13 protein-coding genes and 1 pseudogene are annotated in these 23,720 nt (G+C 73.0%); 4 read left to right on the top strand and 10 right to left on the bottom strand.

Annotated features, from left to right (window positions below; all coding sequences use genetic code 11):
• Position 1 precedes the first annotated feature (1 nt).
• From VSR01_RS34205 to VSR01_RS34190, 4 genes and pseudogenes are all read right to left on the bottom strand, one after another.
• Entirely contained in the window at positions 2-1,435 is a 1,434-nt protein-coding gene (locus VSR01_RS34205; RefSeq protein WP_326452859.1) for a hypothetical protein, read from the bottom strand.
• A gap of 522 nt (positions 1,436-1,957) precedes the next feature.
• Positions 1,958-5,911: a GH92 family glycosyl hydrolase gene (locus tag VSR01_RS34200; protein ID WP_326452858.1), complete on the bottom strand. Its 3,954-nt coding sequence runs from the start codon at positions 5,909-5,911 to the stop codon at positions 1,958-1,960.
• Positions 5,912-7,031: 1,120 nt separating this feature from the next.
• Positions 7,032-9,374: pseudogene (locus tag VSR01_RS34195) on the bottom strand (GH92 family glycosyl hydrolase); the annotation flags it as partial.
• A 268-nt stretch (positions 9,375-9,642) separates the two neighbouring features.
• The gene (locus VSR01_RS34190; protein ID WP_326453967.1) at positions 9,643-11,028 is read right to left on the bottom strand and encodes a cation:dicarboxylate symporter family transporter; all 1,386 of its coding nucleotides are present in this window, start codon (positions 11,026-11,028) and stop codon (positions 9,643-9,645) included.
• Between the two features lie 275 nt (positions 11,029-11,303).
• On the opposite strand from VSR01_RS34190, the gene VSR01_RS34185 reads away from it, so the two are divergent.
• The 3 genes from VSR01_RS34185 (at position 11,304) to VSR01_RS34175 (ending at position 14,346) form a co-directional block, all read left to right on the top strand.
• Complete coding sequence (locus VSR01_RS34185) at positions 11,304-13,049, top strand: sensor histidine kinase (protein ID WP_326452857.1); 1,746 nt, start codon at positions 11,304-11,306, stop codon at positions 13,047-13,049.
• On the top strand, positions 13,046-13,720 hold the full coding sequence (locus tag VSR01_RS34180; protein WP_326452856.1) for a response regulator: 675 nt from the start codon (positions 13,046-13,048) through the stop codon (positions 13,718-13,720). Before VSR01_RS34185 ends, VSR01_RS34180 begins: the two co-directional genes overlap by 4 nt.
• Before the next feature lie 239 nt (positions 13,721-13,959).
• Entirely contained in the window at positions 13,960-14,346 is a 387-nt protein-coding gene (locus tag VSR01_RS34175) for a hypothetical protein (RefSeq protein ID WP_326452855.1), read from the top strand.
• Positions 14,347-14,433: 87 nt separating this feature from the next.
• On the opposite strand, the gene VSR01_RS34170 is transcribed toward VSR01_RS34175, so the two are convergent.
• The 6 genes from VSR01_RS34170 to VSR01_RS34145 all read right to left on the bottom strand — a co-directional run bounded on the left by VSR01_RS34170 (position 14,434) and on the right by VSR01_RS34145 (position 22,581).
• Positions 14,434-15,219, bottom strand: coding sequence for a DeoR/GlpR family DNA-binding transcription regulator (locus tag VSR01_RS34170; protein WP_326452854.1), 786 nt, complete (start codon positions 15,217-15,219; stop codon positions 14,434-14,436).
• A gap of 230 nt (positions 15,220-15,449) precedes the next feature.
• Positions 15,450-18,794 carry a GH92 family glycosyl hydrolase gene (locus tag VSR01_RS34165; protein ID WP_326452853.1) on the bottom strand — a complete coding sequence of 1,115 codons (3,345 nt, stop codon included), beginning with the start codon at positions 18,792-18,794 and terminating at the stop codon, positions 15,450-15,452.
• 244 nt (positions 18,795-19,038) lie between these two features.
• Positions 19,039-19,338, bottom strand: coding sequence for a hypothetical protein (locus tag VSR01_RS34160; protein ID WP_326452852.1), 300 nt, complete (start codon positions 19,336-19,338; stop codon positions 19,039-19,041).
• Positions 19,335-20,237, bottom strand: a complete 903-nt coding sequence (locus VSR01_RS34155) for a hypothetical protein (protein WP_326452851.1) — start codon at positions 20,235-20,237, stop codon at positions 19,335-19,337. The genes VSR01_RS34160 and VSR01_RS34155 overlap by 4 nt, the downstream gene beginning before the upstream one ends.
• 117 nt (positions 20,238-20,354) lie before the next feature.
• Positions 20,355-21,647, bottom strand: a complete 1,293-nt coding sequence (locus VSR01_RS34150) for an alanine--tRNA ligase-related protein (protein ID WP_326452850.1) — start codon at positions 21,645-21,647, stop codon at positions 20,355-20,357.
• Positions 21,648-22,092: 445 nt separating this feature from the next.
• Positions 22,093-22,581, bottom strand: coding sequence for an inorganic diphosphatase (locus VSR01_RS34145; protein WP_326453966.1), 489 nt, complete (start codon positions 22,579-22,581; stop codon positions 22,093-22,095).
• Positions 22,582-22,754: 173 nt separating this feature from the next.
• Here VSR01_RS34145 and VSR01_RS34140 point away from each other — a divergent pair, with 173 nt between their 5' ends.
• The gene (locus tag VSR01_RS34140; protein ID WP_326452849.1) at positions 22,755-23,615 is read left to right on the top strand and encodes a TylF/MycF/NovP-related O-methyltransferase; all 861 of its coding nucleotides are present in this window, start codon (positions 22,755-22,757) and stop codon (positions 23,613-23,615) included.
• Positions 23,616-23,720: the final 105 nt, after the last annotated feature.

Raw genomic sequence — 23,720 nt, 5'->3', positions numbered from 1 at the left:
GTCAGAGGTCGAAGGCCGATGTCACCGAGTACGCGCACTCGGTGTAGATGTAGCCGTAGCGCAGCGTCTCGGAGTCGGTGGCGGGCGTCCCGGAGACGCCGCTGCCGCCGCCCTTGTGCATGAAGTACACCGCGCCGGCGGGCAGGTGCAGCGTCCGGTGCGGGTAGCTCTTGCCCGCCTTGCACGCGCTCAGGCGCGCCTCGGCCCGGCTGGCGTAGGTGCTGCAGCCCTTGCACGCGCCGAGGGTGAAGCTGCCGGTGACCGTGCCGGTGTAGAGCACGGTCACCGGGTCGGGGCTGTCGTTGCTGACCGTCACGTCGATGCCGCCGCCGGTGGCGAGCGTGGGCACGTGCTTGCCCGCCGCCGGTTCGTGCTGGGCGATCTGCGCGGCGATCGAGAACTTCCGCGCGAGCGCCCTGTTGCGGTCGTGCGGGTAGGCGGCGGCGAAGTCGTCCATGGTCTGCTGCGCGCTGTCGAAGTCGCCGGCGCGGTACTGGTGCACGCCGCACGCGTAGGCGCCGGACTCGGCGTAGCCGTCGGCCCGCCGGGCGTCCTGGGCCAGTGCGGCGCTCGCGCCCGCCTTGTCGCCGGGCAGGTCGCCGGCGCGGGTGCCCAGCGCCTTGACCCGGTCGGTGGCGGCGCACGGGTCGGAACCCTTGACCGCCCTGCCCGCCGCGTCGATGGAGGCGCCCAGGGCCGGCGCGACCTTGGCGGCCTGTGCGGACCGGGGGAAGGTGGTGAGCAGTTCGGAGAAGTCGTCCTCGTCGCGGGACGCGCCGGTGCCGTTGTGCGCCAGGTCCGCCGCACCGCACTCGTAGAGCGAGGTGGCCAGCCGGTCGTCGGGCCAGCGGGCCAGGTCGCCGAGGTCCTTCGCGCCGTAGTCGGCCGGGACGGTGCGCAGGTACGTCAGCGGCTGCACGGCGCCGCAGTAGTCCTTGCGGGCGTAAGGGGCGCCAACGGTCGCGTAGTAGGTCCGCAGTCGGTCCGGCACCCGCTGCGCGGCGCGTGAGCCGGCGTGCCGGCGGTGCAGGTCGCGGTAGGCGGACAGGGCCGTGCGGTAGTCGTCGCGGGCGGCGTCGAAGGGCTTGTCCTTGGCGGCCTGCACGAGGGCGTCCGCGGCGGCGAGGCGGTCCAGCAGCATCTTCTGCGTCGCCTCGTCCTTGGCGCTGCCGTAGGCGAGGGCGCCGCCGACCGGCACGGCCAGCAGCACCAGGCCGAGCAGCGCGGCGATCGGCGCGCTCGGCGGCCGGCGCGGCGGAACACGCAGCGGGGTGCGCAGCGCCCGCAGCGCGCCGTGCGCCGCGGCGAGGACGAGCACCGCCAGGTAGCCGGCGACCACGCCGCCGGGGACCCCGTCGGGGTCGGCGGGCAGCGCGACGACGAGCAGCGCCGCGGTGGCGGCGAGGCACACCGCCATGGCGATCCACCGGCGCATCAGCGCGTACCCCAGGCCCAGGCCGCCGAGGTTGAGCAGCGCGACGGCGACGGCCCGCAGCGGGTCGGCCGGTCCGCGCGGCGGCGCGGCGGGCGCGGACGGCTGCGCGGGGAACCCGAACCCGCCGCCGGCGTACGGCGGTCCCGCGTACGGCGACGGGCCGTACCCGGGCGGCGCGTACGGCGACTGCGCGTACGGCTCCCCGCCGGCGGCGCCCCCTCGGCCGGCGGCGGCGCGGCGGCCGGCAGCGGCGCGGCGGCCTGCGCCGCGGGTGGCTGTTCCGGCCTGGGCGGCGGGATCGCCGCGCCGTGTCCGGAGTCAGGCAGTGCCGGCTTCTCCCCCGGTTCCGTGTCCGTCGGTTCGTCCTCCGGTACCACCGTGACCGTCCCCTCCCAGGACGCGCCGCGCGGCACGTCCGCGGGCGGTGGGCCCGCGGACGTGCCGCGCGAAAGCGCACATGAATGGCAAGACGTGCACCCTATCGAGGCGGTTCCACCGCCTGCCACTCAGTACCGTGGTGCGTCAGTCGAGCAGCTCCACCTCCGCGAGCGACGTCGAGGAGCCGCCGGCGTTGGCCGAGACCACCAGGCGGTACGAGGAGTACGCGCCGGGGTGGGCGATCTCGAACGGCCGGGTCTGCAGCCGGTCGGAGAAGACCTGGCCGCTGCGGCTGTCCAGCGTCGTCCAGTGCGTGCCGTCGGTGCTGCCCTGCAGCTGCCAGCTCTTCGGGTCCTGGTCCGCCGTGGTGGCGGAGGTCAGGGTGTAGAAGGCCGCCTTGTGCCGCGCCTGCGCGCCGCTGCCGGAGTAGGCGTAGCCGATCACCGGGGTCGCGGTCGGGAAGGTGACGCGGGTGGCGGAGGTGTTGTCGAACAGCTTCGCCGCGTCGGTGCCGTCCGCCGCGCTCGCGGTGCCCTGGCCGGGCCCGGTGGTGTCGGTCAGCCCCTGCGGGGTCTGGCCGGCCGGGGTCAGGGACGGCGGCAGCGCGTTCTTGCCGGTGCCCCACGACGACGGCTTGGAGCCCATGGTGAAGTCGAGCACCGCGCCGTTCCTGAGCTGGTCACCGGTCAGGTAGACCTTGTTCCACGGCTTGCCGTCGACCCGCAGCGACTGCACGTAGACGTTGCTGCGGCTGTTGTTCGGGGCGTTCACCACGATGCTGCGGCCGTTGTCCAGGTGGACGGTGGCCCGGGTGAACAGCGGCGAGCCGATCACGTAGTTGTCGTTGCCGACCTGCAGCGGGTAGAAGCCCAGCGCGCTGAAGATCTGCCAGGTCGACGTGGCGCCGTTGTCCTCGTCGCCGGGGTAGCCCTGGCCGATCGAGCTGCCGGTGAACAGCCGCTGCTGGATCTCGCGGACCGCGGCCTGGGTCTTGGCCGGGGCGCCCGCGTAGTCGTACATGTACGGGATGCCGAAGGACGGCTGGTTGCTCATGCCCAGCTCGCCCATGCGGACGTCGCGCGCCTCGATCATCTCGTGGATGGTGCCGCCGTAGCCGCCGGCGTCGCCGTCGGCCGTCTCCTGGGTGCCGAAGAAGGCGTCGAGCTTCTTCTCCAGGCTCTGCTGGCCGCCGTAGAGCGCGGCGAGACCGTTGGGGTCCTGCGGCACGGTGAAGGCGTAGTTCCAGGCGTTGGTCTCGGTGTACTCGCTGCCCCACTGCTGCGGGTCGAAGTCGGCGTCCGGGACCCGCCAGGAGCCGTCGGCGTTGCGGCCCTCGAAGAACCCGACGTTCTTGTTGAAGATCGTCGTGTAGTTCCGCGCGCGGCCCAGGAAGTAGTCGGACTCCTCCTGGTAGCGGGCCCGGTCGGCCTTGGAGGTGTGCGGGTCCTTGGCGAGCTTGGCCGCCATGGTGCCGATGCCGAAGTCGTTGATGTAGCCGTCCAGCGACCAGGAGATGCTGCCGTCCTGGTCGGTGTTGGTGTAGCCGGTGAACTCCGAGGTGTCCAGGCCCTTGCGGCCGACGCCGGACTGGGTCGGCACCGTGGTGGCGTTCTTCACCGCGGCCTCGTAGGCGGCCTTGACGTCGAAGTTGTCCACGCCCTTGGCGAAGGCGTCGGCGAAGGCCACGTCGGAGCTGGTGCCGGTCATCAGGTCGGCGTAGCCCGGCGAGGACCAGCGGGAGGTCCAGCCGCCGTCCTTGTACTGCTGGACGAAGCCGTCGGCGAGTTCACCGGCGGTCTTGGACTCCAGCAGGGAGTAGGCGGGCCACTCGCTGCGGTAGGTGTCCCAGAAGCCGTTGTTGACGTAGACCTTGCCGTCCACGATCTTGGCGCCGGTCCGGGTGGCCGTGCTGGCGCCGGTGGCCGGCGAGAACGGGCTGGCGTACTGGTACACCGGCTTCGCGGCCGTGCCCGTGTTCTCCGAACCGGAGTTGGGGTACAGGTTCATCCGGTACAGGTTCGAGTACAGCGTGGTGAGCTGGTCCTGGCTGGCGCCCTGCACCTGGACCTTGCCGAGCTTGGCGTTCCACAGCCGCTCGGCGTTCTTCTCGACCGTGGCGAAGGACGTGCCCTGCGGGATCTCCAGGTCCAGGTTCTTCTTCGCCTGGTCGGCGCCGATGAACGAGGTGGCGATCCGCAGCGTCACGGTCTTGGACGAGGAGGTGTCGAACTGGGCGTAGCCGGTGACGTTGTCCCGGCCCTGGCCGGTGACCTTGGTGGCCGTGCCGGGGACCCGGTCGAACTCGCCGTGCACGTACATCCGCGTCGCGGCCTCGCCGCCGCCGATGTTGACGTCGGAGTAGCCGTCCAGAGTGCCCTTGGCGGCGTCGAAGGTCAGGCCGCCGTTGTTGTTGACGTTGTCGAACAGCACGTCACCGGTGTCGCCGGGGAAGGTGAAGCGGAACTCCGCGGCGTGGTCGGTGGGCGCTATCTCGGCCTTGATGCCGTTCTTGAAGGTGACGCCGTAGTAGTGCGGCTGGGCCACCTCGTCCTTGTGGTCGAAGGCCAGCGCGCGCTTGCCGCGGTTCAGGTCGGGGGTGCCGGACGCGGCCGACGGCATCACCTGGAAGGTGTCGCGGTCCCCCATCCACGGGCTGGGCTCGTGGCTGATGCCGAGCGCCTGGAGCGTCGGCAGGTTGTCGGCGTTGTTCTGCGCCGCGTAGCTGTACTCCCAGCTGGTGGAGCCCGCGTCGGTGACCGGCGTGAAGAAGTTGAAGCCGTTGGGCACGGCGGTCAGCGGCAGGTTGTTGCCACGGGAGAAGGAGCCGGAGGCGTTGGTGCCGCGCCGGGTGTCGACGTGCTCGGCGTAGGTCGCGGAGCGGTCGACGGCCGGGGCCGCGCCGATGGTGAGGTCGTCGATCCAGCCCTTGAACTGGGTGTTGGAGCCCTCCTGCGCGGTGCCGGTCGGGTTGTCGTAGCCCAGCAGGATGCGGTCGATCGTCTTGCCCGCGGCCACCTTGCCGATGTCCGCGGCCACGGCGTTCCACTGCGAGGCGTAGAGGATCTTCGCCGCGCCCTGGCCGTTCGGGGTGAGCGGCACGCCGTTCTGGTCCTGCGCCGCGGTGCGCAGCTGGCTGAGGTAGCTGCCGTCGGTGAAGTGCAGGTCGATCGAGGCGTAGGTGCTCGGGTACTTCAGGTCGCCGCCGGTCAGCTCGGGGAAGATGTCGTACGACAGCCGGGTGTCGTGCTTCACCTTGATGTGCACGTCGTACAGCTTGTTGTACGCGTACACCTCGCCGGACTGGATGTGGCTGCCCGCGTACTCCAGGGCCTTGAGGCCGGTGAAGCCGACGCTCGGCTTGACGTTGGGCCCGGAGGACGGGCCCTTGCCGACCTCGGTGGTCATGCCGGAGACCGGCGGCGGCGGCGCGGAGCCGTCGGACAGGATCAGGTCGGCCAGCTGCACGATGGCGCCGCTGTTGTTGGCGGTGACGTTCAGCCGGTAGTAGCGGAACGCGGCCGGGTTCGCGACCTCGTAGACGTTGCTCTTGAACCGGCCGGCGAACTTCACCCCGCTACGGCTGTCGACGGTGGTCCAGTCGGTGCCGTTGGCCGAGCCCTGGAGGGTGAAGTCCTTCGGGTCCCGCTCCGGGGCGTCGTTCGCGGCGGTCAGGGCGTACTTCTTGACCGTCACGTCCTCGGACAGCTTGTACTGCACCCAGCCGGTGCTCGCGAAGGTCAGCCACTTGGTGTTGGGGTCCTCGTCGGCGGCGTTCTTCGCGATCTCGTTCGGCGGGTTGTCCGAACTGGCGGTGATCTCCGCGATCTTGTCCTTGATGCTGCCGGACACCACGGGCAGGGTGCCGGCGGTCACGCCGGAGACCCACGGCTTGCCGCCGCGGGTCTCCGCGGTGTCGGCCGCGGGCTGCGCCTGGCCGTCCTCGAAGGACGTGGTGAACGCGGGCGCCGGGGCGCCCCGCCCGGCGGAGTCGGCGGTGGCCGCGTGCGCGACCGCCGTCACGGGTACGGTCAGGGCCACGGAGATCGCCGCGGCCAGCAAGGGTCTGGCCAGGGTGCGGCGTGTTCGGCCACTTGTCATGCGTGATGCCTCTCTGCTTCGGCTCCGGGTACTGCTCGGCGCACCGCCCGCCGCGGTGGCGCCGCTGTCGCCGGCCTGGCCGGTGCGCGGTGCGCACGCCGGGGCGGGCGGGTGGCGCCGTCCGGCCCGCGGGGCGTTCCGCGGGCCGGACGGGGTCGGGGCGGACCGTTGCGCGGTGCGACGGCCCGTCAGGTGGTGCGGCCGGTCAGGCGTTGCGCCCGCTGAGCGCGTAGAGCGCCATCCGGCTGTCGTCGGGAAGGGTGATCGACACCGCCTGCTTGGCGGGGTCCAGCGGCACCGTCAGGTGCCACAGGTTGATCGCGACGCCGTCGGCCGCGCCGTGGCTGTCGTAGCGGCTGTCGAAGTGGATCGCGGTGTCCTCGCCGAGCCGGGGGCCGGAGGCCGCCCAGTCGGTGGCCTTCAGCGACACCGGCGCCGAACTGCCGTCCGCGTAGTGCACGGTGGCGGTGCCGGTCACGTCGCCGTGGTGGGCGCTGAGCAGCACGTCGAGCGCGGAGTACGCGTGCGCGGTCAGCGGCACGGTCTGGCCGTGGGCGGTGGCGAAGTTCTTCGCCGCGCCCGCGGTGTCGGGGAAGGCGTAGGCGCGGCCGTCGAGCACCCCGGTGCCGGACGCGGGCAGCTGCTCGGCCGGGAAGCTGGTACCGGTGCCGTCGAAGTCGCCGCCGGCGGTGGCGCCCGCGGTGGACACGCCGTCCAGGTCGTACTGGCCGCTCAGGTCCTGCGGGCAGTAGCCGGTGGTCCCCTGGCAGGTGGCGGTGGTCACCGAGACCGGGACGGTCCTGATGGCGGTGGGCCCGCCGTTCTGCCGCACCCGGACGGTCACCGGGTAGGTGCCGTCGGGGGTGCCGGCAGGCGCGGTGACGTGCACGGTGATCTGCCGGGTGGCCGGCACCGTGCCCGAGGTGACGTGGACGGCCGCGCTGGTCGGCGAGACCCGCAGGCCGTTGGGCGCGCTGATGTCGACCGTGCCGCTCGCGGTTCCCGGCGCGGTCAGCACCGCGGAGACGGTCAGGTCGGCCGAGGAGCCGCCGGCCAGCAGGCCGGGCGCGGCCGGCGAGACGCCCGCCGCGGTGCGCCGCTGGGTGTCGGCGACGTGGTCCAGCGCGGGCGGCGCGGCGGACTTGGCGGTGCCCCAGGTGGAGGGCTGGTCGCCGAGGGTGAGCGCGATGTCCTTGCCGGCGCGGATGTCGCCGGTGGTCAGGTAGGTGGTGCGCAGCGACCTGCCGCCGAGCGTGGCGGACTGGATGTAGCGGTGGGTGTCGCTGCTGCCCGGGGCGGTGATGGTGAGCGTGCCGCGCGGGTAGTAGTGCCGGTCCAGGGTGAGGTCGACGCGGTCGAAGACCGGCGTGGACAGGCCCCACAGGTCGGTGCCGGGCGTCATCGGGTAGACGCCGATGGACGACAGGACCTGCCAGGCGGACATGGTGCCCAGGTCGTCGTTGCCGGTGACGCCGTTGGGCGCGTCCGTGAACAGGGTGAGCGCGGCGTGCACCACGTCGGTGGTCTTCCACGGCTGCCCGGTGGACAGGTAGGTGTACGGGGCGCCGAGGTCGGGCTCGTTCTGCGGGTTGTACTTGTCCTGGTTGTAGTACGAGTACGTGCCGTTGACCCACACGTTCCGGGCGGTGCCGGCCGGGTCCTTCAGCAGCTGGTCGTAGGCGAAGAACGAGTCCAGCCGGTCGTTGGCCTTCTGGGTGCCGCCGATGAGGTCGACCAGGCCCGGAACGTCCTGCGGCACCAGCCACATGTACTGCCACGAGGTGCCCTCGTGGAAGCCGACGCTGGAGGCCGGGTCGGACGGGCCGACGAAGACGCCGTCGGTGTCGCGGGCCCGGAAGAAGCCGGTCGACGGGTCCAGCAGGTTGCGGTAGTTCTGGCCGCGGGCGAGGTAGCGGCGGGCGTCGGCGGTGTGGCCGAGGTCCTTGGCCATGCCGCCGAGCGCGGCGTCGGCGAGCGCGTACTCCAGGGTCGCCGACGGCCCGTGCTGGAAGTCGTTGTCACCGGGCTTGCCGGGGTGCGTCGGGTCGTACGGCACGTAGCCGCCGGACAGGTACTCCTGATCGGCCTGGCGCACCGCGGAGGCCGAGTCGGCCGGCGGGACGGTGTCCACGTGCTTCTTCAGCGCCCGGTACGCCTCCTCCTCGTGCCCCTTGAGCAGGCCCTGCCGCCAGGCGTCCACGAGGAACGGGGTGACCGGGTCGCCGGTCATGATGTTGGTCTCGACGGTGACGTAGCCCCAGCGCGGCAGCGATCCGCTCTGCTCGGCGATGCGCAGCAGCGACAGCGCCATGTCGCGGGACTCGCGCGGCGCGAGCAGCGAGAGCAGTTGCTGCTGGGTGCGGTAGGTGTCCCACAGCGACCAGTTCTGGTAGTACACCGAGCCGTTGCCGGAGTGGACCTTGCCGTCCCAGCCGGTGTAGCGGCCGTCGACGTCGCTGCCGATGTTGGGCGCGAGGAACGAGCGGTACAGCGAGGAGTAGAAGGTGCGCTGCTGCTCGTCGGTGCCGCCGTGCACGCGGATCTGCGCGAGGCGGTCCTGCCAGGCCTGCCGCGCCGCGGCCTTCGTGGTGTCGAAGGTGCCGGCGCCCTCGGCTTTCAGGTTCTTGTCGGCGCCGGCCGCGTCCACCCAGGACAGCGAGGTGACCGCGGTGACCTGGTGGTCGGTGGTGGCGTCGAAGCGCACGTAGGCGCCGTTCAGGCCGGCGGCGGTGGAGGTGCGGCTGCCGGCGGTGACCGCGGAGCCGCTCCAGGTCCCGTAGGAGGCGAACTGCCGGTCGAAGCGCGTCTCGGTGTAGACCGTGTACGGCTTGGTGTCCTGGCAGAAGCCGCTGCCGGTGACGGCGGTGACGACCGTGTGGTCGTCCAGCACCTTGACGGTGCTGGAGGTCACGTTGTGCAGCGCCTGGCCGGAGTCGAGCAGGACGTTGGCCTGGTCGGTGGCCGGGAAGGTGTAGCGCTGCCAGCCGGTGCGGTCGGTCGCGCTCAGCTCGGCGGTGATGCCGGTGCCCAGCTTCACCTTGTAGTAGCCGGGCGACGCGGTCTCGTCCGCGTGGCTGAAGGGCGCGGCGTAGACGGCGTCGTCGGTGGAGGTGATCGCGCCGGTCGTGGGCAGCACCGGCAGGTCGCCGCCGAGGCCGCAGCCCACGCCGGACAGGTGCACCGTGCTGAAGCCGCGGATGTGGTCCTGGTTGTAGTCGTAGCCCGTGTTGTGCCCGGTGTCGGGCGACAGCTGGACCATGCCGAAGGGGACGGCGGCGCCCGGGTAGGTGTTGCCGTCGTTCTGGGTCCCGATGAAGGGATTGACCAGGTGCGTGAGGTCGCCGGTGCCCGTGCTCGCCACCGTCTGGCCAGCGGCCGGCTGGGCCTGCGCCGGCAGCGCCGCGGCTCCCGCCGCGATCAGCGCGGCGGCGGCCACCACGACCGGAGCCCGCAGGCTTCGCATCCTTGGAGCCATCCTGTCGCTTACTCCTTTGACAACGTTGTCATACGACCATGCGCACCAGGTGGGGCCCAGAAGAGGCTGGTGACACGGGCATGCCGAAGAGACGACAGGAATCTTCGCCTCCGATCTTCCCAGCGTCAATGGTGCGGCGGGAATCAATCCATCTCCGGTCGTTCGGGGCGCCGCGCCGGGGGCGCCACCCGAACGGTCCTGCCAGGTGGGCGCCTTGCGGTGCGGCCGGGTGAGCGGCCGCACCGCGTACGGTGGTTCAGACCTGTGGCGTCGCCGGGGCGCCTGCCGCGGCGGGGCCGTGGCCGAGGGCGGCGGGCTCCTTGAGGGGGTCGGGCGCCGGGTGCTTGCCGGAGTCCTTGCCGAGGTGCACGTGAGGGTCGGCATGGGCGTCGGCGTCGGCGTCGGCGAGCAGCGTCGCCTCGTCGAAGGGCAGGTCGCCGGCGAGCACCCGGTCGGCCCTGGACCGGTCGAACCCGCCGGTCCAGGTGCCGATCAGGACGGTGGCAACGGCGTTCCCGGCGAAGTTGGTGAGCGCGCGGGCCTCGCTCATGAAGCGGTCGATGCCGACGATGAGGCCGATGCCGTCCACCAGGGCCGGCTTGTGCGACTGGAGCCCGGTGGCGAGCGAGGCCAGGCCCGAACCCGACACGCCCGCCGCCCCCTTGGAGGCGACCATCATGAACAGCAGCAGCGAGATCTGCTCGCCGAAGGCCAGCGGCTTGCCCATCGCGTCGGCGATGAACAGCGAGGCCATGGTCAGGTAGATCATGGTGCCGTCGAGGTTGAAGGAGTAGCCGGCCGGCACCGTGATGCCGACCACCGGGCGGCTCACCCCGAGGTGCTCCATCTTGGCGATCAACCGCGGCAGCGCGGACTCCGAGGACGAGGTCGACACGATCAGCAGGAAGTCCCTGGCCAGATAGCGCAGCAGCCGGAAGAGGTTGATCCGGGCGCCGATCCACAGCAGCGCGCCGAGCACCACCACGACGAAGATCAGACACGTCGCGTAGAAGCCGAGCATGATGGTGGCGAGCGCCTTGAGCGCGTCCACGCCGGCCGAGCCGACGACGGCCGCCAGCGCCCCGAACGCGCCGACCGGTGCGGCCCACAGGATCATCGACATCACCCGGAAGATCAGCTTCTGCAGGTGGCCGATGCCGCGCAGCACCGGTTCGCCGGCCCGGCCGAGCGCCTGCAGCGCGAAGCCGGCCAGCAGCGCGACCAGCAGCGTCTGGAGCACCTGGCCCTCGGTGAACGCCGAGACGAAGGTGGTCGGGATGATGGAGAGCACGAAGTCGACGCCCTCGGGCGGCGCGCCGGCCGCCTGCGCCTGGCCGGCGCCCTTGAGCGCGCTGGTCAGGTGCAGCCCTGAGCCGGGGTGCAGGACGTTGCCGACCGCCAGGCCGACGGCGAGCGCGACGAACGACATCGCCACGAAGTAGCCGAGCGCGAGCCCGCCGACCCGGCCGACCTGGGCGGCCCTGCGCACCGAGCCGATGCCGAGCACGAGGGTGCAGAAGATGACCGGTGAGATCATCATCCGGATCAGGTTCACGAAGCCCGTGCCGAGCGGTTTGAGCTGCACGGCCGTGTCGGGTGCGGCCAGACCCAGCACGATGCCGGCGATCGAGGCCGCGATCACCGCGAGGTAGAGGTAATGGGTGCGGTCGGAGCGGCTCGTGGCCGGCCGGGCGGCGGCCGTGCGCTCGTCGTGGCCGGGGCCGTCGCCGGGGCTCTCGCCGCCGCGGCTCGGGCCGTCGTCGCTGAAGGCTGGGGCTGACACCGTCGTCTCCCTCGGTCCGCGGCCTCCGTCCCGGGCGACCGCAGCTGACTGGTCCCGGTGACTATGCGCGCGTCGCGTGACCCAGGTCACGTTTGCGTTCATTGAGTTCGCGGGCGGCGGGCACACTGGTGGGCATGTCGCCCCTGATACGCGCCCGCCGCGGCCGGCCGCGTCCGCGCAGCCTGGCCGGGCAGCTCTTCGCGATGCAGGTCGTCATCACCGCGGCGGTGGTGGCGGGCTGCGCGGTGCTCGCCTACGTCGACGCGGGCGACCGCGCGCAGGCCGCGGCGCGCGCCCAGGTGGTCGCCACCGCGGGCGCCGTGGCCGACTCCCCCGCGGTGGTCGCCGCCGCCCGCTCCGCCGACCCGAGCGCGGTCCTGCAGCCGTACGCGCAGAAGGTGCGCGCCGACGCGAAGGTGGACTTCGTGACCATCATGGACCCCCACGGGGTCCGCTGGTCGCACCCCGACCCCTCGCTGATCGGCAAGCGCTTCCTCGGGCACATCGCGCCCGCCCGGCACGGACGCACCTTCACCGAGACGTACACCGGCACGCTCGGGGCGTCGGTGCGGGTGGTGACGCCGATCAGGGACGGCGACCGGATCGTGGGCCTGGTGAGCGTGGGGATCACTGTCGACACCATCAGCCACCGGCTGCGCGGGCGGCTGCTGGGGCTCGTCGCGGTGGCGCTGGCCGCGTGCGCGGTGGCGGGCCTGGGGACCTACGTCGCCAACCGGCGGCTGCGCCGGCACACCCACGGCATGGCGGCGGCCGAGCTGAGCCGGATGTACGACTACCACCAGGCGACGCTGCACGCGCTGCGCGAGGGCCTGGTGCTGCTGGACTCCGCGCGCCGGGTGGTGCTGTGCAACGACGCGGCGCGCGAACTGCTCGGCCTGGACGAGGACGTGGTCGGCCGCGGCGTCGCCGACCTGGCGCTGCCGCCGTCGCTGACCGGAGCGCTGCTGGCCGCAGAGCCCCGGCTGGACGAGGTGCACCTGACCGCGGACCGGGTGGTGGTGGTCAACACCTCGCCGGTGAGCGGCGGCGAACGGCGCGGCACCGTGGTGACGCTGCGGGACCGCACCGACCTGCAGGCGCTGACCGGCGAGCTGGACTCGGTGCGCGGCTTCGCCGAGGCGCTGCGCTCGCAGGCGCACGAGGCGGCCAACCGGCTGCACACCGTGGTGTCGCTGGTCGAACTCGGCCGGGCGCAGGAGGCGGTGGAGTTCGCCACCCGGGAGCTGCGGCTGGCGCAGGCGCTGACCGACCGGGTGGTGACGGCGGTGGGCGAGCCGGTGCTCGCCGCGCTGCTGCTGGGCAAGGCGGCCGAGGCGCACGAGCGCGGGGTCGAGCTGACGGTCGCTCAGGACAGCAGCCTGGACGACGGGGTGCTGCCGCCGGAACTCACCGCCCGCGACCTGGTGACGGTGCTGGGCAACCTGCTGGACAACGCGATCGACGCGGCGGTGGAGGGCGCGGGCGACGGCGGGCGACGGCCCGCCGTCGAGGTGTCGGTACGGGTCGAGGACGGCGAACTGCTGCTGCGCGTCGGCGACTCGGGCCCCGGCATCGACCCGGCGGACATCAGCGAGGTCTTCCGCCGCGGCTGGACCACCAAGAGCCGCGGGCACGGCCTCGGCCTGGCCCTGGTGCAGCAGGCGGCGCGGCGGGCCGGCGGCTCGGTCGCGCTGGACCGCGCACCGGCCGGCGGCGCGCGCTTCACCGTGGCGCTGCCGCTGACCCCCGGTCCGCGGGCCGGGGCCGGCGGCGTGGCGCGGGACCCGGCGCGGGACCGGGCACCGGACGTGACGCCCGGCGGGGCGCGGGACAGGACGTCGGACGAGGCGCCGGACGGCGTACGGGAGGTGCGGGCGTGATCGGCGTGCTGGTGGTCGAGGACGACCCGGTGGCGGCCGAGGCGCACCGGCTGTACGTGGGGCGGGTGGCCGGCTTCGAGGTGGCCGCGGTGGTCCACGACGGCGGCGCCGCGCTGCGGGTGCTGGAGCGGCGGCCGGTGGACCTGGTGCTGCTGGACCTCAACCTGCCGGACGGGCACGGGCTGCGGCTGGTGCAGCGGATGCGGGCGGCCGGGCACGGCGCGGACGTGATCGCGGTGACCTCGGCGCGCGATCTGAAGGTGGTGCGGCAGGCGGTGTCCGCCGGGGTGGTGCAGTACCTGCTCAAGCCGTTCGCGTTCCCGGCGCTGCGCGACCGGCTGGAGGCGTGGGCGCGTTACCGCAGCGAGCTGCCGGACGGCGAGGCGTCCGGCCAGGACCAGGTGGACCGGGCGCTGGCGGTGCTGCGCCCGCCGCGGTCTGCGGCACTGCCCAAGGGGCTGAGCGCGCCCACCCTTGAGGCGGTGACCCAGGCGCTGCGCGGCGCGGGCCCGCAGGGGCTGTCGGCGAACGACGCGGCGCGCGCGGCGGGCGTGTCCCGGATCACCGCCCGCCGCTATCTGGAGCACCTGGTGGAGACCGGGCGGGCCGCCCGCACGCCCCGCTACGGCCAGGTCGGGCGACCGGAGTTGTGCTACCGCTGGTCGCGGTGAGCCCGCGAAGGGACCGCGCCGGGACCGCGACGGGATCGCGCGGGACCGCGACGGGACCGCTGGGAGACCGCGGGGAGCACCGGGGGCCGCCTCGCTCCCGCGGCGAGCGCCGGGACCGCGCCGGGCCGCCGCCTCGATCGCGGCCCGGAACCGCCGCGATCGCGCCGCGCGGCGGTCTTGATCGCGTCGGTCCGCGCGCGGAGCCGTGCGCGGGGGGCCGGGCCGCGTACGCTCCCCGCATGAAAGACAGCGATTTCGTGCGGCGGGTGATCGGCGTCCTCACCGAGGCGAAGCAGATGCAGCAGTTGCTGGAGGAGGACCCCGACCGGGAGGACATCTCCGGGGACAACGTCAGGGCGCTGCTGAACGAGACGATGCCGACCATCGCGCTGCCCTCGGACGCCACGCCGGCCGAGATCGGCGAGGCGCTGAGCCTCCAGCTCGGCCCGGTCATCGAACGCCTCACCGGCGCCTTCTCGCTGATCTTCCTCCAGCTGGCCGAGGTGCACGACTCCGGGCGCACCGACGTCTCCTCCGCCGAGGTGCTGCAGGAGCTGGCGCTGCGCGCGGACAGCCTGTGGCCGGGCGACCCCGACGACCCGGAGGGCCCGGACGGCGTGCTCTGACCGCGCGGGGCGGGCGGGGGGCGAGCCCGGCGCGGCGGCTGGGGTCCGACTGCCGGCGGCCGGCGCTTCGGGCCGCGCTGCGGCGGGTCAGACCCGGTGCACCTCGACGCCCTGCGCGGTGAACTCCTCCACCGTCTCCTCCGGGGCCTCGCGGTCGGTGATCAGCACCGAGATCTCCGCGGTGTCGCAGACCCGCGCGAAGGCCCTGCGGCCCAGTTTGGTCGCGTCGGCGGCCACCACCACCCGCTGGGCGCGCTCGGCCATCGCGCGGTTGGCGTCGGCCTCGCCCTCGTCGTGGGTGGCGGCGCCGAAGCGCGGGTCGACCGCGTCGACGCCGAGGATCGCGTAGTCAAGGGAGACCGCGCGCAGCGTCGCGGAGGCCAGCGGGCCGGTCAGCTCGTAGGAGTTGGGGCGCGCCACTCCCCCGGTGACCACGGTCTTCACGTACGGGCGGACCGCCAGCTCGTTGGCGATGTTGACGGCGTTGGTGACGATGGTGAGCGCGGTGGCGGCGCCGCGGCCGGCGAGGTCGGCGCGCACCGCCAGTTCCCTGGCCACCTCCGAGGTGGTGGTGCCGCCGGTCAGGCCGACCACCGCGCCGGGCGGGACCAGCGCCGCCGCCGCGCGGGCGATGCGGTGCTTCTCGTCGGCCTGGCGGGCCGCCTTGTAGCGCAGCGGGAGATCGTAGGCGACGCCGGTGACCACGGCGCCGCCGCGGGTGCGGGTGAGCAGTTGCTGGCGGGCCAGCTCCTCCATGTCACGGCGCACGGTGGCGGCGGAGACGCCGAGCAGGTCGGCCGCCTCGCCGACCTCGATCCTCCCCCGCTCGCCGAGGGCTTCGAGCAGCCGCGTCCATCGCTCGTGGGACCCCATCGCCGTCCATTCCCCCGCTCGCCCGCGGGTCTCGCCCGTCACCGGGGTCCGAGCGTAGCGCCCGCGGCGGGACGTCCCGCGCACACGCCGGCGGCGCCCGCTCCCCCGTGGCGACGAGGGGGAACGGGCGCCGCTTCCGGGCGTCGGGCCCGCGCCGGTCCCGGCGGCCGGATGGCGACCGCCGGGCGCCGGCTTCACCGGGCGTCAGGCGTCGGGCGGTCCGGCGGGCGTCAGGCGGTGGCCACCGCGAAGACGTGCATGTCGCCGCCCTGGGTGGTGGCCGGCAGCGTCACGCTGGCCAGTTGCTTGCCCGCCTGCAGGGCGATGGGCGCGGTCGCGAAGACGTCCGTGCCCACCGGGTCGGTGGTGCCGCCCTGCACGTCGCGGTAGGCGGTGTGCACGGCGACCACGTTGCCGTACGACGGCTGCTGGGACCCGCCGCCGAGCGTCCAGTCGCTGAAGCCGATCTGGGCCTGCTCGGTGGTGCCGTCGGTGTAGGTGAGGGTGACGGTCCCGGTGGTCTGGCCCTCGCTGGCGCTGCCGAGCAGGCTCAGCTTCGTCGCGCCCGCGGGGGACTTGGAGACGTCCAGGACCTGGTCGCCGCCGCCGACCACGATGTTGTCGGGAGCGCCGGCCTCCACCTGCGGCCAGGTGAAGTCGAAGCCGGCGGCCGAGATCGTCGCGCCCGGGGTGGCGCCGGCCGAGGCGAGCGCCTTCGCCGAGTAGCTCCAGCCCTCGCCGTCGAAGTTGGCGGCCGGGTCGTCGTCGTCGGCGGAGATGCCGCGGTTGTTGACGTACCAGGTCACCGTGCCGCGCACGCCGACGGTCACCGACAGCGAGGCGGGCGGTGCGGTGCCGCCGTGCGTGGAGGTCAGCGCGATCGGGATCGAGTAGACCCCCGCCTTGGTGCCCTCGGCCGCCGACACGGTCACCTTCGCGCTCGCGGCGCCGTTCCTCGGCACCGTCACCTTGCCGGCGGCGGGCGTCAGGGTGATGCCCGCCGGGGGCTGCGCGGACCAGCGGACGTCGACCTTCTTGTCCTGGATGGTGGTCAGCTTCACCGCGGTGTCCGCGGAGCCGCCGGGCTCGACCTTCACCTGGGCCGGGTCGGTGGAGGCGAAGAACTGCGCCTCACCGTCGCGGAAGGACGGCGGCGCGTCCTTGGCGGCGCTGCCCCACGAGGTGTTCGCCGTGGCGCCCAGGGTGTACTCCAGGGTGCCGCCGCGGGTGACGAAGGACGCCGGGACCCACGGCTGGTCCGAGCGCTTGCCGTTCACGCGCAGGCCCTGCACGTAGATGTTCGAGGTGGACGCCTGCGGGGCGTCGACCGTGATGGTCTTGCCCAGGCCGGTGCGGACCACCGCGTGCGGGAACACCGGCGAGGACAGCACCAGGTCGGCCCGGCTGGGGACCTGCGGGTACATGCCGAGCGCGGAGAAGACGTACCAGCTGGACATGGTGCCCGCGTCGTCGTTGCCGGGGATGCCGCCGGGGGTGTCGGTCCACAGCCCGTCGGTCTCGGCCCGCACGGTCTCCTGCGTCTTGTACGGGGCGCCCAGGTAGTCGTACAGGTAGGGCGCGTTGATGTCGGGCTCGTTGGTCGGGTCGTAGCGGGTGTCGTCGGCGGCGGAGAAGTCGAAGCTGCCGTCGGGCTTGCGGAAGAACGCGTCGAGCCGGGAGACGGCCTTCTGGTCGCCGCCCATCGCCTGCGCCAGGCCCGCGATGTCGGAGTAGACCATCCAGGTGTAGCGCGCGCTGGTGCCCTCGACGAAGCCGCTGCCGGTGCCGGGGCTGAAAGTGGCGCCGGACCAGGAGCCGTCGGAGTTGCGGTCGCGCATGTAGCCGCCCTGCGCGGTGGCGTCGGGGTCGAAGACGTTGGTCCAGTTGCCCGCGCGGTCGCGGAACGCCTTCTGCGTCTTGTTGTCGTGGACCTGGCCGGCCAGCTCGGAGATGCCGAAGTCGGCGGCGGCGTCCTCCAGCGTCTCGGCGGCGCCCGCCCAGCAGTGGCAGTTGTTCGCCGGCACGTAGCCGAGCTTGAGGTACTGGTCGAGCGCCGGGCGCTGGCCCACGCACTCGACGTTGCAGCCGGCGCTGCTCGCGTCGTTCGCGGTCGGCACGGTCGCGGCGGTGACCAGCGACTTCAGTGCGCCCTTGACGTCGAAGTCACGGCCGCCGAAGGCGTAGATGCCGGCCAGCGCGGCGTCCGAGGGGTCGCCGGACATGATGCTGGTCTTGCCGTTCTCCAGCAGCCAGCGGTCCCACTCGCCGTCGCGCTGCTGCGCGTAGTTGTACAGGGACTGCGCATAGTCGCTGCCGACGCGCGGCTGCAGCAGCGTCAGCAGCTGCACCTGGGCGCGGTACTGGTCCCAGCCGGAGAAGGTGCCGTACTGCGCGTGCTGGCCCTTGGCCAGCGAGTGCGTGGTGCGGTCGCCGCCCAGGTACTGGCCGTTGACGTCGCTGGTGAGCGTGGGCTCCAGCATCGAGTGGTACAGCGCGGTGTAGAAGGTGCTGCGCTGGTCCTCGCTGCCGCCGCCGACCTGGATGCGGCCGAGGGCGTCGCGCCACTGGGCCGCGGCCCGGGAGCGCACCGTGGCGAAGGACGTGGCCGGCGGGTTCTCCGCGCGCAGGTTCGCCTCGGCGTTCTGCGGGCTGACGTAGGAGATGGCGACCTTGACCTGCACGTGGTCGGTGCCGGCGGGGAAGGTGACGTAGGCGCCCGAGCCCTTGCCGGCCGCGGCGTTGCCGCTGCTGTTGTAGCCGGTGCCGCCGGTCGCCGAGGTGGAGCCGGGGTTCAGCGTGCCGTCGGTCCAGGTGCCGGTGGCGGCGAACGGCTGGTCGAAGTGCGCGGTGAAGTACAGGGTGTAGACGTCGTGCCGGTTGTTGGCGCTCTGCGGGCCGCAGAAGTTGCCCGCGCTCACCGAGCCGGTCACGGTGTGCGTCGCGGTGTCCACCTGGGTGGTCGCCGCGGTGCTGCCGCTCTCGGAGTTGGAGGTGCGCAGCAGCATGGTGGCGGGCTTGTCGGCGGGGAAGCCGAACTCGCCGGTGCCGGTGCGGGCGGTGGTGGTCAGCTCGGCGGAGGCGCCGTTGTCCAGGCCGACCTTGTAGTCGCCGGCCTGGGCGGTCTCGTTGGCGTGCGAGAAGGTGCTCGCGTAGACCGCGTCCTTGGTGTCGGAGCTGGGCGAGGAGGTCACGTCGCCCACGTAGGGCATGATCGGGATGTCGCCGTTGGCGCCGGAGCAGCCCACGCCGTTGAGGTGGGTGAGGCTGAAGCCGCGGATCTTGGTGGCGTCGTACCGGTATCCGCCCGGGGCGGGCGTGGAGAACTGGTTGCCCGTGGAGTTCTGCGGGCTCCAGGCGAGCATGCCGAACGGCACGACGGCGCCGGGGTAGGTGTTGCCGGCGTTGGAGGAGCCGATCAGCGGATTGACGTACGGGACCGGGTCCCGCACCAGGCCCGCGGAGGTCGCCGGGGCGGCCGACGCGGGCGCGGCGGCCAGGCCCGCGCCGAGCAGCGCGGTGGCCAGGGCCGAGAGTGCGGTGGCGACTGTTCGTCGCGGGGATCTGAGCGACACCATTGGCTGCGGTTGCCCTTTCCTGCCGGGGGTGGGGTCGGGGGGATCTCCGGACAACATTGAAGACAACGTTGTCTAGCTGGCGTTGACTCTCTCCCGGCCCCCTGCACATGTCAAGGCCCGCACCACGCCGTGGCATTGCCCCTCCGGGGGGTGGGGGACGTGCCCGGGGCGGAAGGGCGCTGACGTCAGGCGCACGCTTCCGCCACCGGGCCGACGAGGTCGCAACGGCGCGAGGCCGCTCGGCTCAGTCGTCCGCGAAGAGCTGCTCGACGCTCTTCACGTCGAATGCCTCGCCGAGCCAGTACCTGAGCAGTTGCCTCTCGTGGCAACCGAGGATGCGTTCCCGCACCTCGTCCGACACGGTGAACTCCCGCATTTCCAGGACTTTCACCACCGCGGTCGCGATACCGAGAACCTTGGCCTCGGCCTCGCTCTTCCGGGCCAGTTGGGCTTTCAGCTCAGCGATACCCGCTTCCTTGCCCGCCAGGTACGTCTGCTCGAGCAGCGTTCCGCGGCCGGGGAAGAAGCTCCCGTTCTTGATCAACCGGCATCCTCGTCCTCGAAGAGCTCGTCGACGCTCTCGATGCTCAGGGCCTCGTCGATCCAGTGCTCCAGCAGAACGCTGTCGCGGCACGCGAGGATGCGCTCCCGGGCCTCGTCCGGAACCTCGATCCCGCGGTGACCGAGGATACGCAGCACGCCATTCGCTTTGCCCACGGCCTCGCCCTCGGCCCTGCCGTTGAGGAAGGTCTCCTCGATGATTCCGCCGCGGCCGGGGAAGTAGGTCCCGTTCTTCATCAGCTTCCTCCAGATCTCGCGTTCCGGGGTGGGCCCCAGTCCGATGTCCAGCATTTCCGTGTAGTAGTTGAGCGCGTCGTCCTCCGCCACGCCGAGGGCGCGGGCCAGTGCGTCCAGTATGGCCGGGGCGTCGGGGCCTTTGCTGTGGACGAGCGCGGAGAACGCGGCCAGCGCGAGGTCGCGGCCGGCCGCCTCGGGTTCGGTGATGGGCGGGACGTTGTCGGGGCCGAGGGCGAGCGGATGCACGCTGAGCGCGGTCCAGCCGCCCCAGCCCTGCCGGAAGGGCCCGGCCGCCCAGTCCGCGGTGGACCGGTCGTGGCAGACCACGATCAGCAGGGCCGGGCAGCCGTACTTCGCGCTCAGGTACGACAGGTAATACCCCCAGCTCGCGGGCTTGTTCTCGTCCCGGCGGCCCTGCGCCTCGACGGCGAGCAGGAACGGACCGCCTTCGCCGTCGATCGGCAGGACGCGCAGGACGGTGTCGACGCGGCGCTCCAGCGGGCGGATCTCGGTCACGTCGGGGGACATGACCTCGATGGCCGCCTTGGCCGGAGCCCGGACGTTCAGGATGCGCAGGACGGGAGTGAGCAGTTCCGGACGATCCTGAAAGATCCGGTGTGCCGCTTCATGATGGGAAGTGACCATGAACCGACCGTATGGAGCTTGTTTCTGGCACACAGGCGATCAGATGGTGATCACTCGAAATAGTGAACTACTAGCGCGAAGTTGACGCGGCCTCATACGCCTACTACAGCGCAGCCGCTACCGCGTGGGCCGGGCTCCGTACGGCTCGCGCAGCAGGTCGACGAGGTCGCGGGGGAGGCCGTGGGTGTCGTGGAGGTAGCGGTAGTCGTCGTCGCCGAGCGGCCCGGCGAACCGTTGCCGGGACAGCACGCGGCGGCCCCGGTCCAGGGCCTCGTCGAACCGCCGCTCCTCCGTGCGCAGGACGTCCATGACCTGCCGCGGCGTCGGCGACGGCGGTCCGCCGGGCAGCCGCGGACGGAAGTGGTCGAGGGTGTCCTCGACCGGCTCCACCGGGAGGTCGGCGAGGCTGCGTCCCGGACCACGCCCGCCCGGGGACTGCCCGCCCGGGGACTGCCCGCCCGGGGACTGCCGGCCCGGCGGCTGCTGCCGGAGGATCGTCAGCACGCGCCGCAGCAGCCGCCGCGGCACGTAACCGCGGCCGGTGTTGCCGGGCATGACGCCGTCTCCGATCACGGCGACGGCCGACCGCAGGTGGTCGGCGGCGATCCGCAGCTCCCGGCCGTCCAGTCCCCACAGCCGCGGCAGCGTGAGCGTCCAGGGCTCGAAGAGGTCGATGTCGTGGACGCCCGGGTGACCGCCGAGGACCATGACGAGGCGTTCGAGACCCATCCCGGTGTCGACGGCGTGCCGGGGCAGCGGGGTCAGGCTGCGGTCGGGGTGGCGGCGGTAGCGCATGTGCACGTGGTTCCAGACCTCGACCCAGCGGGCGTCGGAGGTGGGGGTGCCGTGCGGGGGGCCGTCGCCGGTCCACACGAAGATCTCCGAGTCCGGACCGCAGGGCCCGGTGGGGCCGTTGGACCACCAGTTGTCCTCGCGGGTCGGCTCCACGGGGACGCCCAGCTCCTGCCAGGTGCACAGGGACTCCTCGTCGGGGCCGAGCTGGTCGTCGCCGCCGAAGACGGTGGCGTGCAGCAGCTCCGGGCGCACGCCGAGGCCCTCGGTGAGCAGGTCGTGGCCGAAGCGCAGGGTGCGGTCCATGCCGTAGTCGCCGAGCGACCAGGAGCCCAGCATCTCGAAGACGGTGAGGTGGGTCGGGTCGCCGACCTCGTCCAGGTCGGTGGTGCGCAGGCAGCGCTGCACGCCGGCGAGCCGGGTGCCGAGGGGGTGCGGCCGGCCCTCCAGGTACGGGGTGAGCGGGTGCATGCCGGAGGTCGTGAACAGCACGGGGTCGCCGTCCGGGCGCGGCAGCGGGACGCCGGGGATCAGCCGGTGGCCGTGCTCGCGGAAGTAGCCGGTGAAGGCGGCGACGACGTCGCGGGTGCTCGGCCGCGGCTGTGGATGCCGCGGCATCGGCGGGACGGGCGGGGTCGAGGTGGGGGCCGAGGTGGCAGTCGACGTGGGGGTCGACGTCGAGGTCGACGTGGAGGGTTTCACGGCGGATCGGCCTTCCGGTCGGGGCCGCGGTCGCCGGAAAGACCCCCGGGACGTCTCCCCCGCCCCCCGGAGGGAGCGCGCGGCGAAGCGCCCGGCGAGCCGTTTCCGGTCGCCGGGCGCTTCGGGCGTTCGAGAGGGGTGGGACGAAGCGGTCAGGCAGCGGCAACCGGCGAGCTGGTCGCTCGCGCGGTCGCGGGGGCCTGCGTGACCCACATGTCGTCCATGTCCTCAACGGTAACAAGGCCCGCCCCGCCGCGCCGCCCCATTTCCCCGGGCCGCGCACTCCCCCGCGGCTCCGCCCGTCCGCTCGGAACGCCGCCCTCACCCCGCGGCTCCGCCCGTCCGCTCGCGGGCGTCACCCTCACCCCGCGGCGCCCCCCGTCCGCTCGCGGGACGCCGTGATCTCCGCGTACGCCGCGTCGCGGCCCTCCCAGTGCGAACCCTCCACCGACTTCCCGGGCTCCAGGTCCTTGTAGACCTCGAAGAAGTGGGTGATCTCCAGCAGGTCGAAGGCGGGCACGTCCTCGATGTCCTGGAAGGCCGCGTACCGCGGGTCGTGCGCGGGCACGCAGAGCACCTTCTCGTCCGGGCCCTTCTCGTCGCTCATCACGAACATGCCGATGGCCCGGCACTCGACGGTGCAGCCCGGGAACGTGGGGTCGCCGATCAGGACCAGGGCGTCCAGTGGGTCGCCGTCGCGGCCGAGGGTGCCCTCGACGTAGCCGTAGTCGGCGGGGTAGCGGGTGGCGGTGAAGAGCATGCGGTCCAGCCGGATGCGGTGGGCGGTGTGGTCCATCTCGTACTTGTTGCGGGACCCCTGGGGGATCTCCACGATCACGTCGAACGCCATGGCTGCCATGGGTGCCTCCCTCGGCGGAGGCGGCCGCCCGCACGGCCGCTGCCCCACTCGTACCCATCAAGGCGTCCCGCGCGCCGTTCGGCAAGTGCGGAGCGCGGCGCGCGTACGAAGCCCCTTCCGTCCCGGCCGGTGCGGATGCCGGCGGGCCGCAGTAGCGTCCTGGCATGGGCTGGAAAGGCAGCGTGAACCGTTCCCTCGGCAGGCTCACCGGCTACGAGCTGCGCCGTTCCGTACCCCGCGCGCCGCGCCGGGCCGCTCCGCCGGTCGCGGCGGGGGCGGCCGCGGGGCCTCCGGGCCCGTCGGGGCCGGCCTCCCCGGCGCCCGCGGCCGCCGGGGAGCCGCCGCCGCTCAAGCTGCCCGCCGACTACGACGACGAGGCGCGGGAGACCATCCGCGCGGTGCGGCCGTACACCATGACCTCACCCGAGCGGCTCAACGCGCTGGTGCTTGCGGTGCGCTACGTCACCCGGCACCGGATACCCGGCGCGATCGTGGAGTGCGGCGTCTGGCGCGGCGGCAGCATGCAAGCCGCGGCCCGTACGCTGCTGTCCGCCGGGGCCACCGACCGCGACCTGTACCTCTTCGACACCTTCGAGGGCATGCCGCCGCCCACCGAGCGGGACCGGCGGCGCGACGGCGAGAGCGCGGCCGACCTGATGGCGCGGCAGGGCCGGGACCGTCCGATCTGGGCGGTGGCCACGCTGGAGGACGTGCGCGCCGGGTTCGAGCGCCTCCCGTATCCGCGGGAGCGGGTGCACTACGTGCCGGGCCGGGTGGAGGAGACCATCCCCGGCGGCGCGCCCGAGCAGATCGCGATCCTGCGCCTGGACACCGACTGGTACGCCTCCACCCGGCACGAGCTGGAGCACCTGTATCCGCGGCTGTCGCCCGGCGGTGTGCTGCTCATCGACGACTACGGCTGGTGGCAGGGATCGCGCGAGGCGGTGGACGAGTTCCTGGAGAAGACCGGCGCCCGGCTGCTGCTCCTGCGCATGGACGAGGGCCGCGTCGCGGTCAAGCCTTAGTCAAATTCGTCGGCCGCGCACCGGCCGGGATCCGCTCCCGCACCACTCACACGGCGCTGACCTGCGTCTTTTCTGATTCGCTCGTCGCTTCCCTGCTCCGCAACC

Source organism: Actinacidiphila sp. DG2A-62, assembly GCF_035825295.1.
In the GTDB taxonomy this organism is placed as follows: Bacteria; Actinomycetota; Actinomycetes; order Streptomycetales; family Streptomycetaceae; genus Actinacidiphila.
This window is presented reverse-complemented; position numbering and strand designations above follow the sequence as displayed.

Coding starts and splice junctions, on each gene's coding strand:
- VSR01_RS34205 (WP_326452859.1), bottom strand. CDS start 1,435: ATGCGCCGGTGGATCGCCATGGCGGTGTGCCTCGCCGCCACCGCGGCG.
- VSR01_RS34200 (WP_326452858.1), bottom strand. CDS start 5,911: ATGACAAGTGGCCGAACACGCCGCACCCTGGCCAGACCCTTGCTGGCC.
- VSR01_RS34185 (WP_326452857.1), top strand. CDS start 11,304: ATGTCGCCCCTGATACGCGCCCGCCGCGGCCGGCCGCGTCCGCGCAGC.
- VSR01_RS34175 (WP_326452855.1), top strand. CDS start 13,960: ATGAAAGACAGCGATTTCGTGCGGCGGGTGATCGGCGTCCTCACCGAG.
- VSR01_RS34170 (WP_326452854.1), bottom strand. CDS start 15,219: ATGGGGTCCCACGAGCGATGGACGCGGCTGCTCGAAGCCCTCGGCGAG.
- VSR01_RS34165 (WP_326452853.1), bottom strand. CDS start 18,794: ATGGTGTCGCTCAGATCCCCGCGACGAACAGTCGCCACCGCACTCTCG.
- VSR01_RS34155 (WP_326452851.1), bottom strand. CDS start 20,237: ATGGTCACTTCCCATCATGAAGCGGCACACCGGATCTTTCAGGATCGT.
- VSR01_RS34150 (WP_326452850.1), bottom strand. CDS start 21,647: ATGCCGCGGCATCCACAGCCGCGGCCGAGCACCCGCGACGTCGTCGCC.
- VSR01_RS34145 (WP_326453966.1), bottom strand. CDS start 22,581: ATGGCGTTCGACGTGATCGTGGAGATCCCCCAGGGGTCCCGCAACAAG.
- VSR01_RS34140 (WP_326452849.1), top strand. CDS start 22,755: ATGGGCTGGAAAGGCAGCGTGAACCGTTCCCTCGGCAGGCTCACCGGC.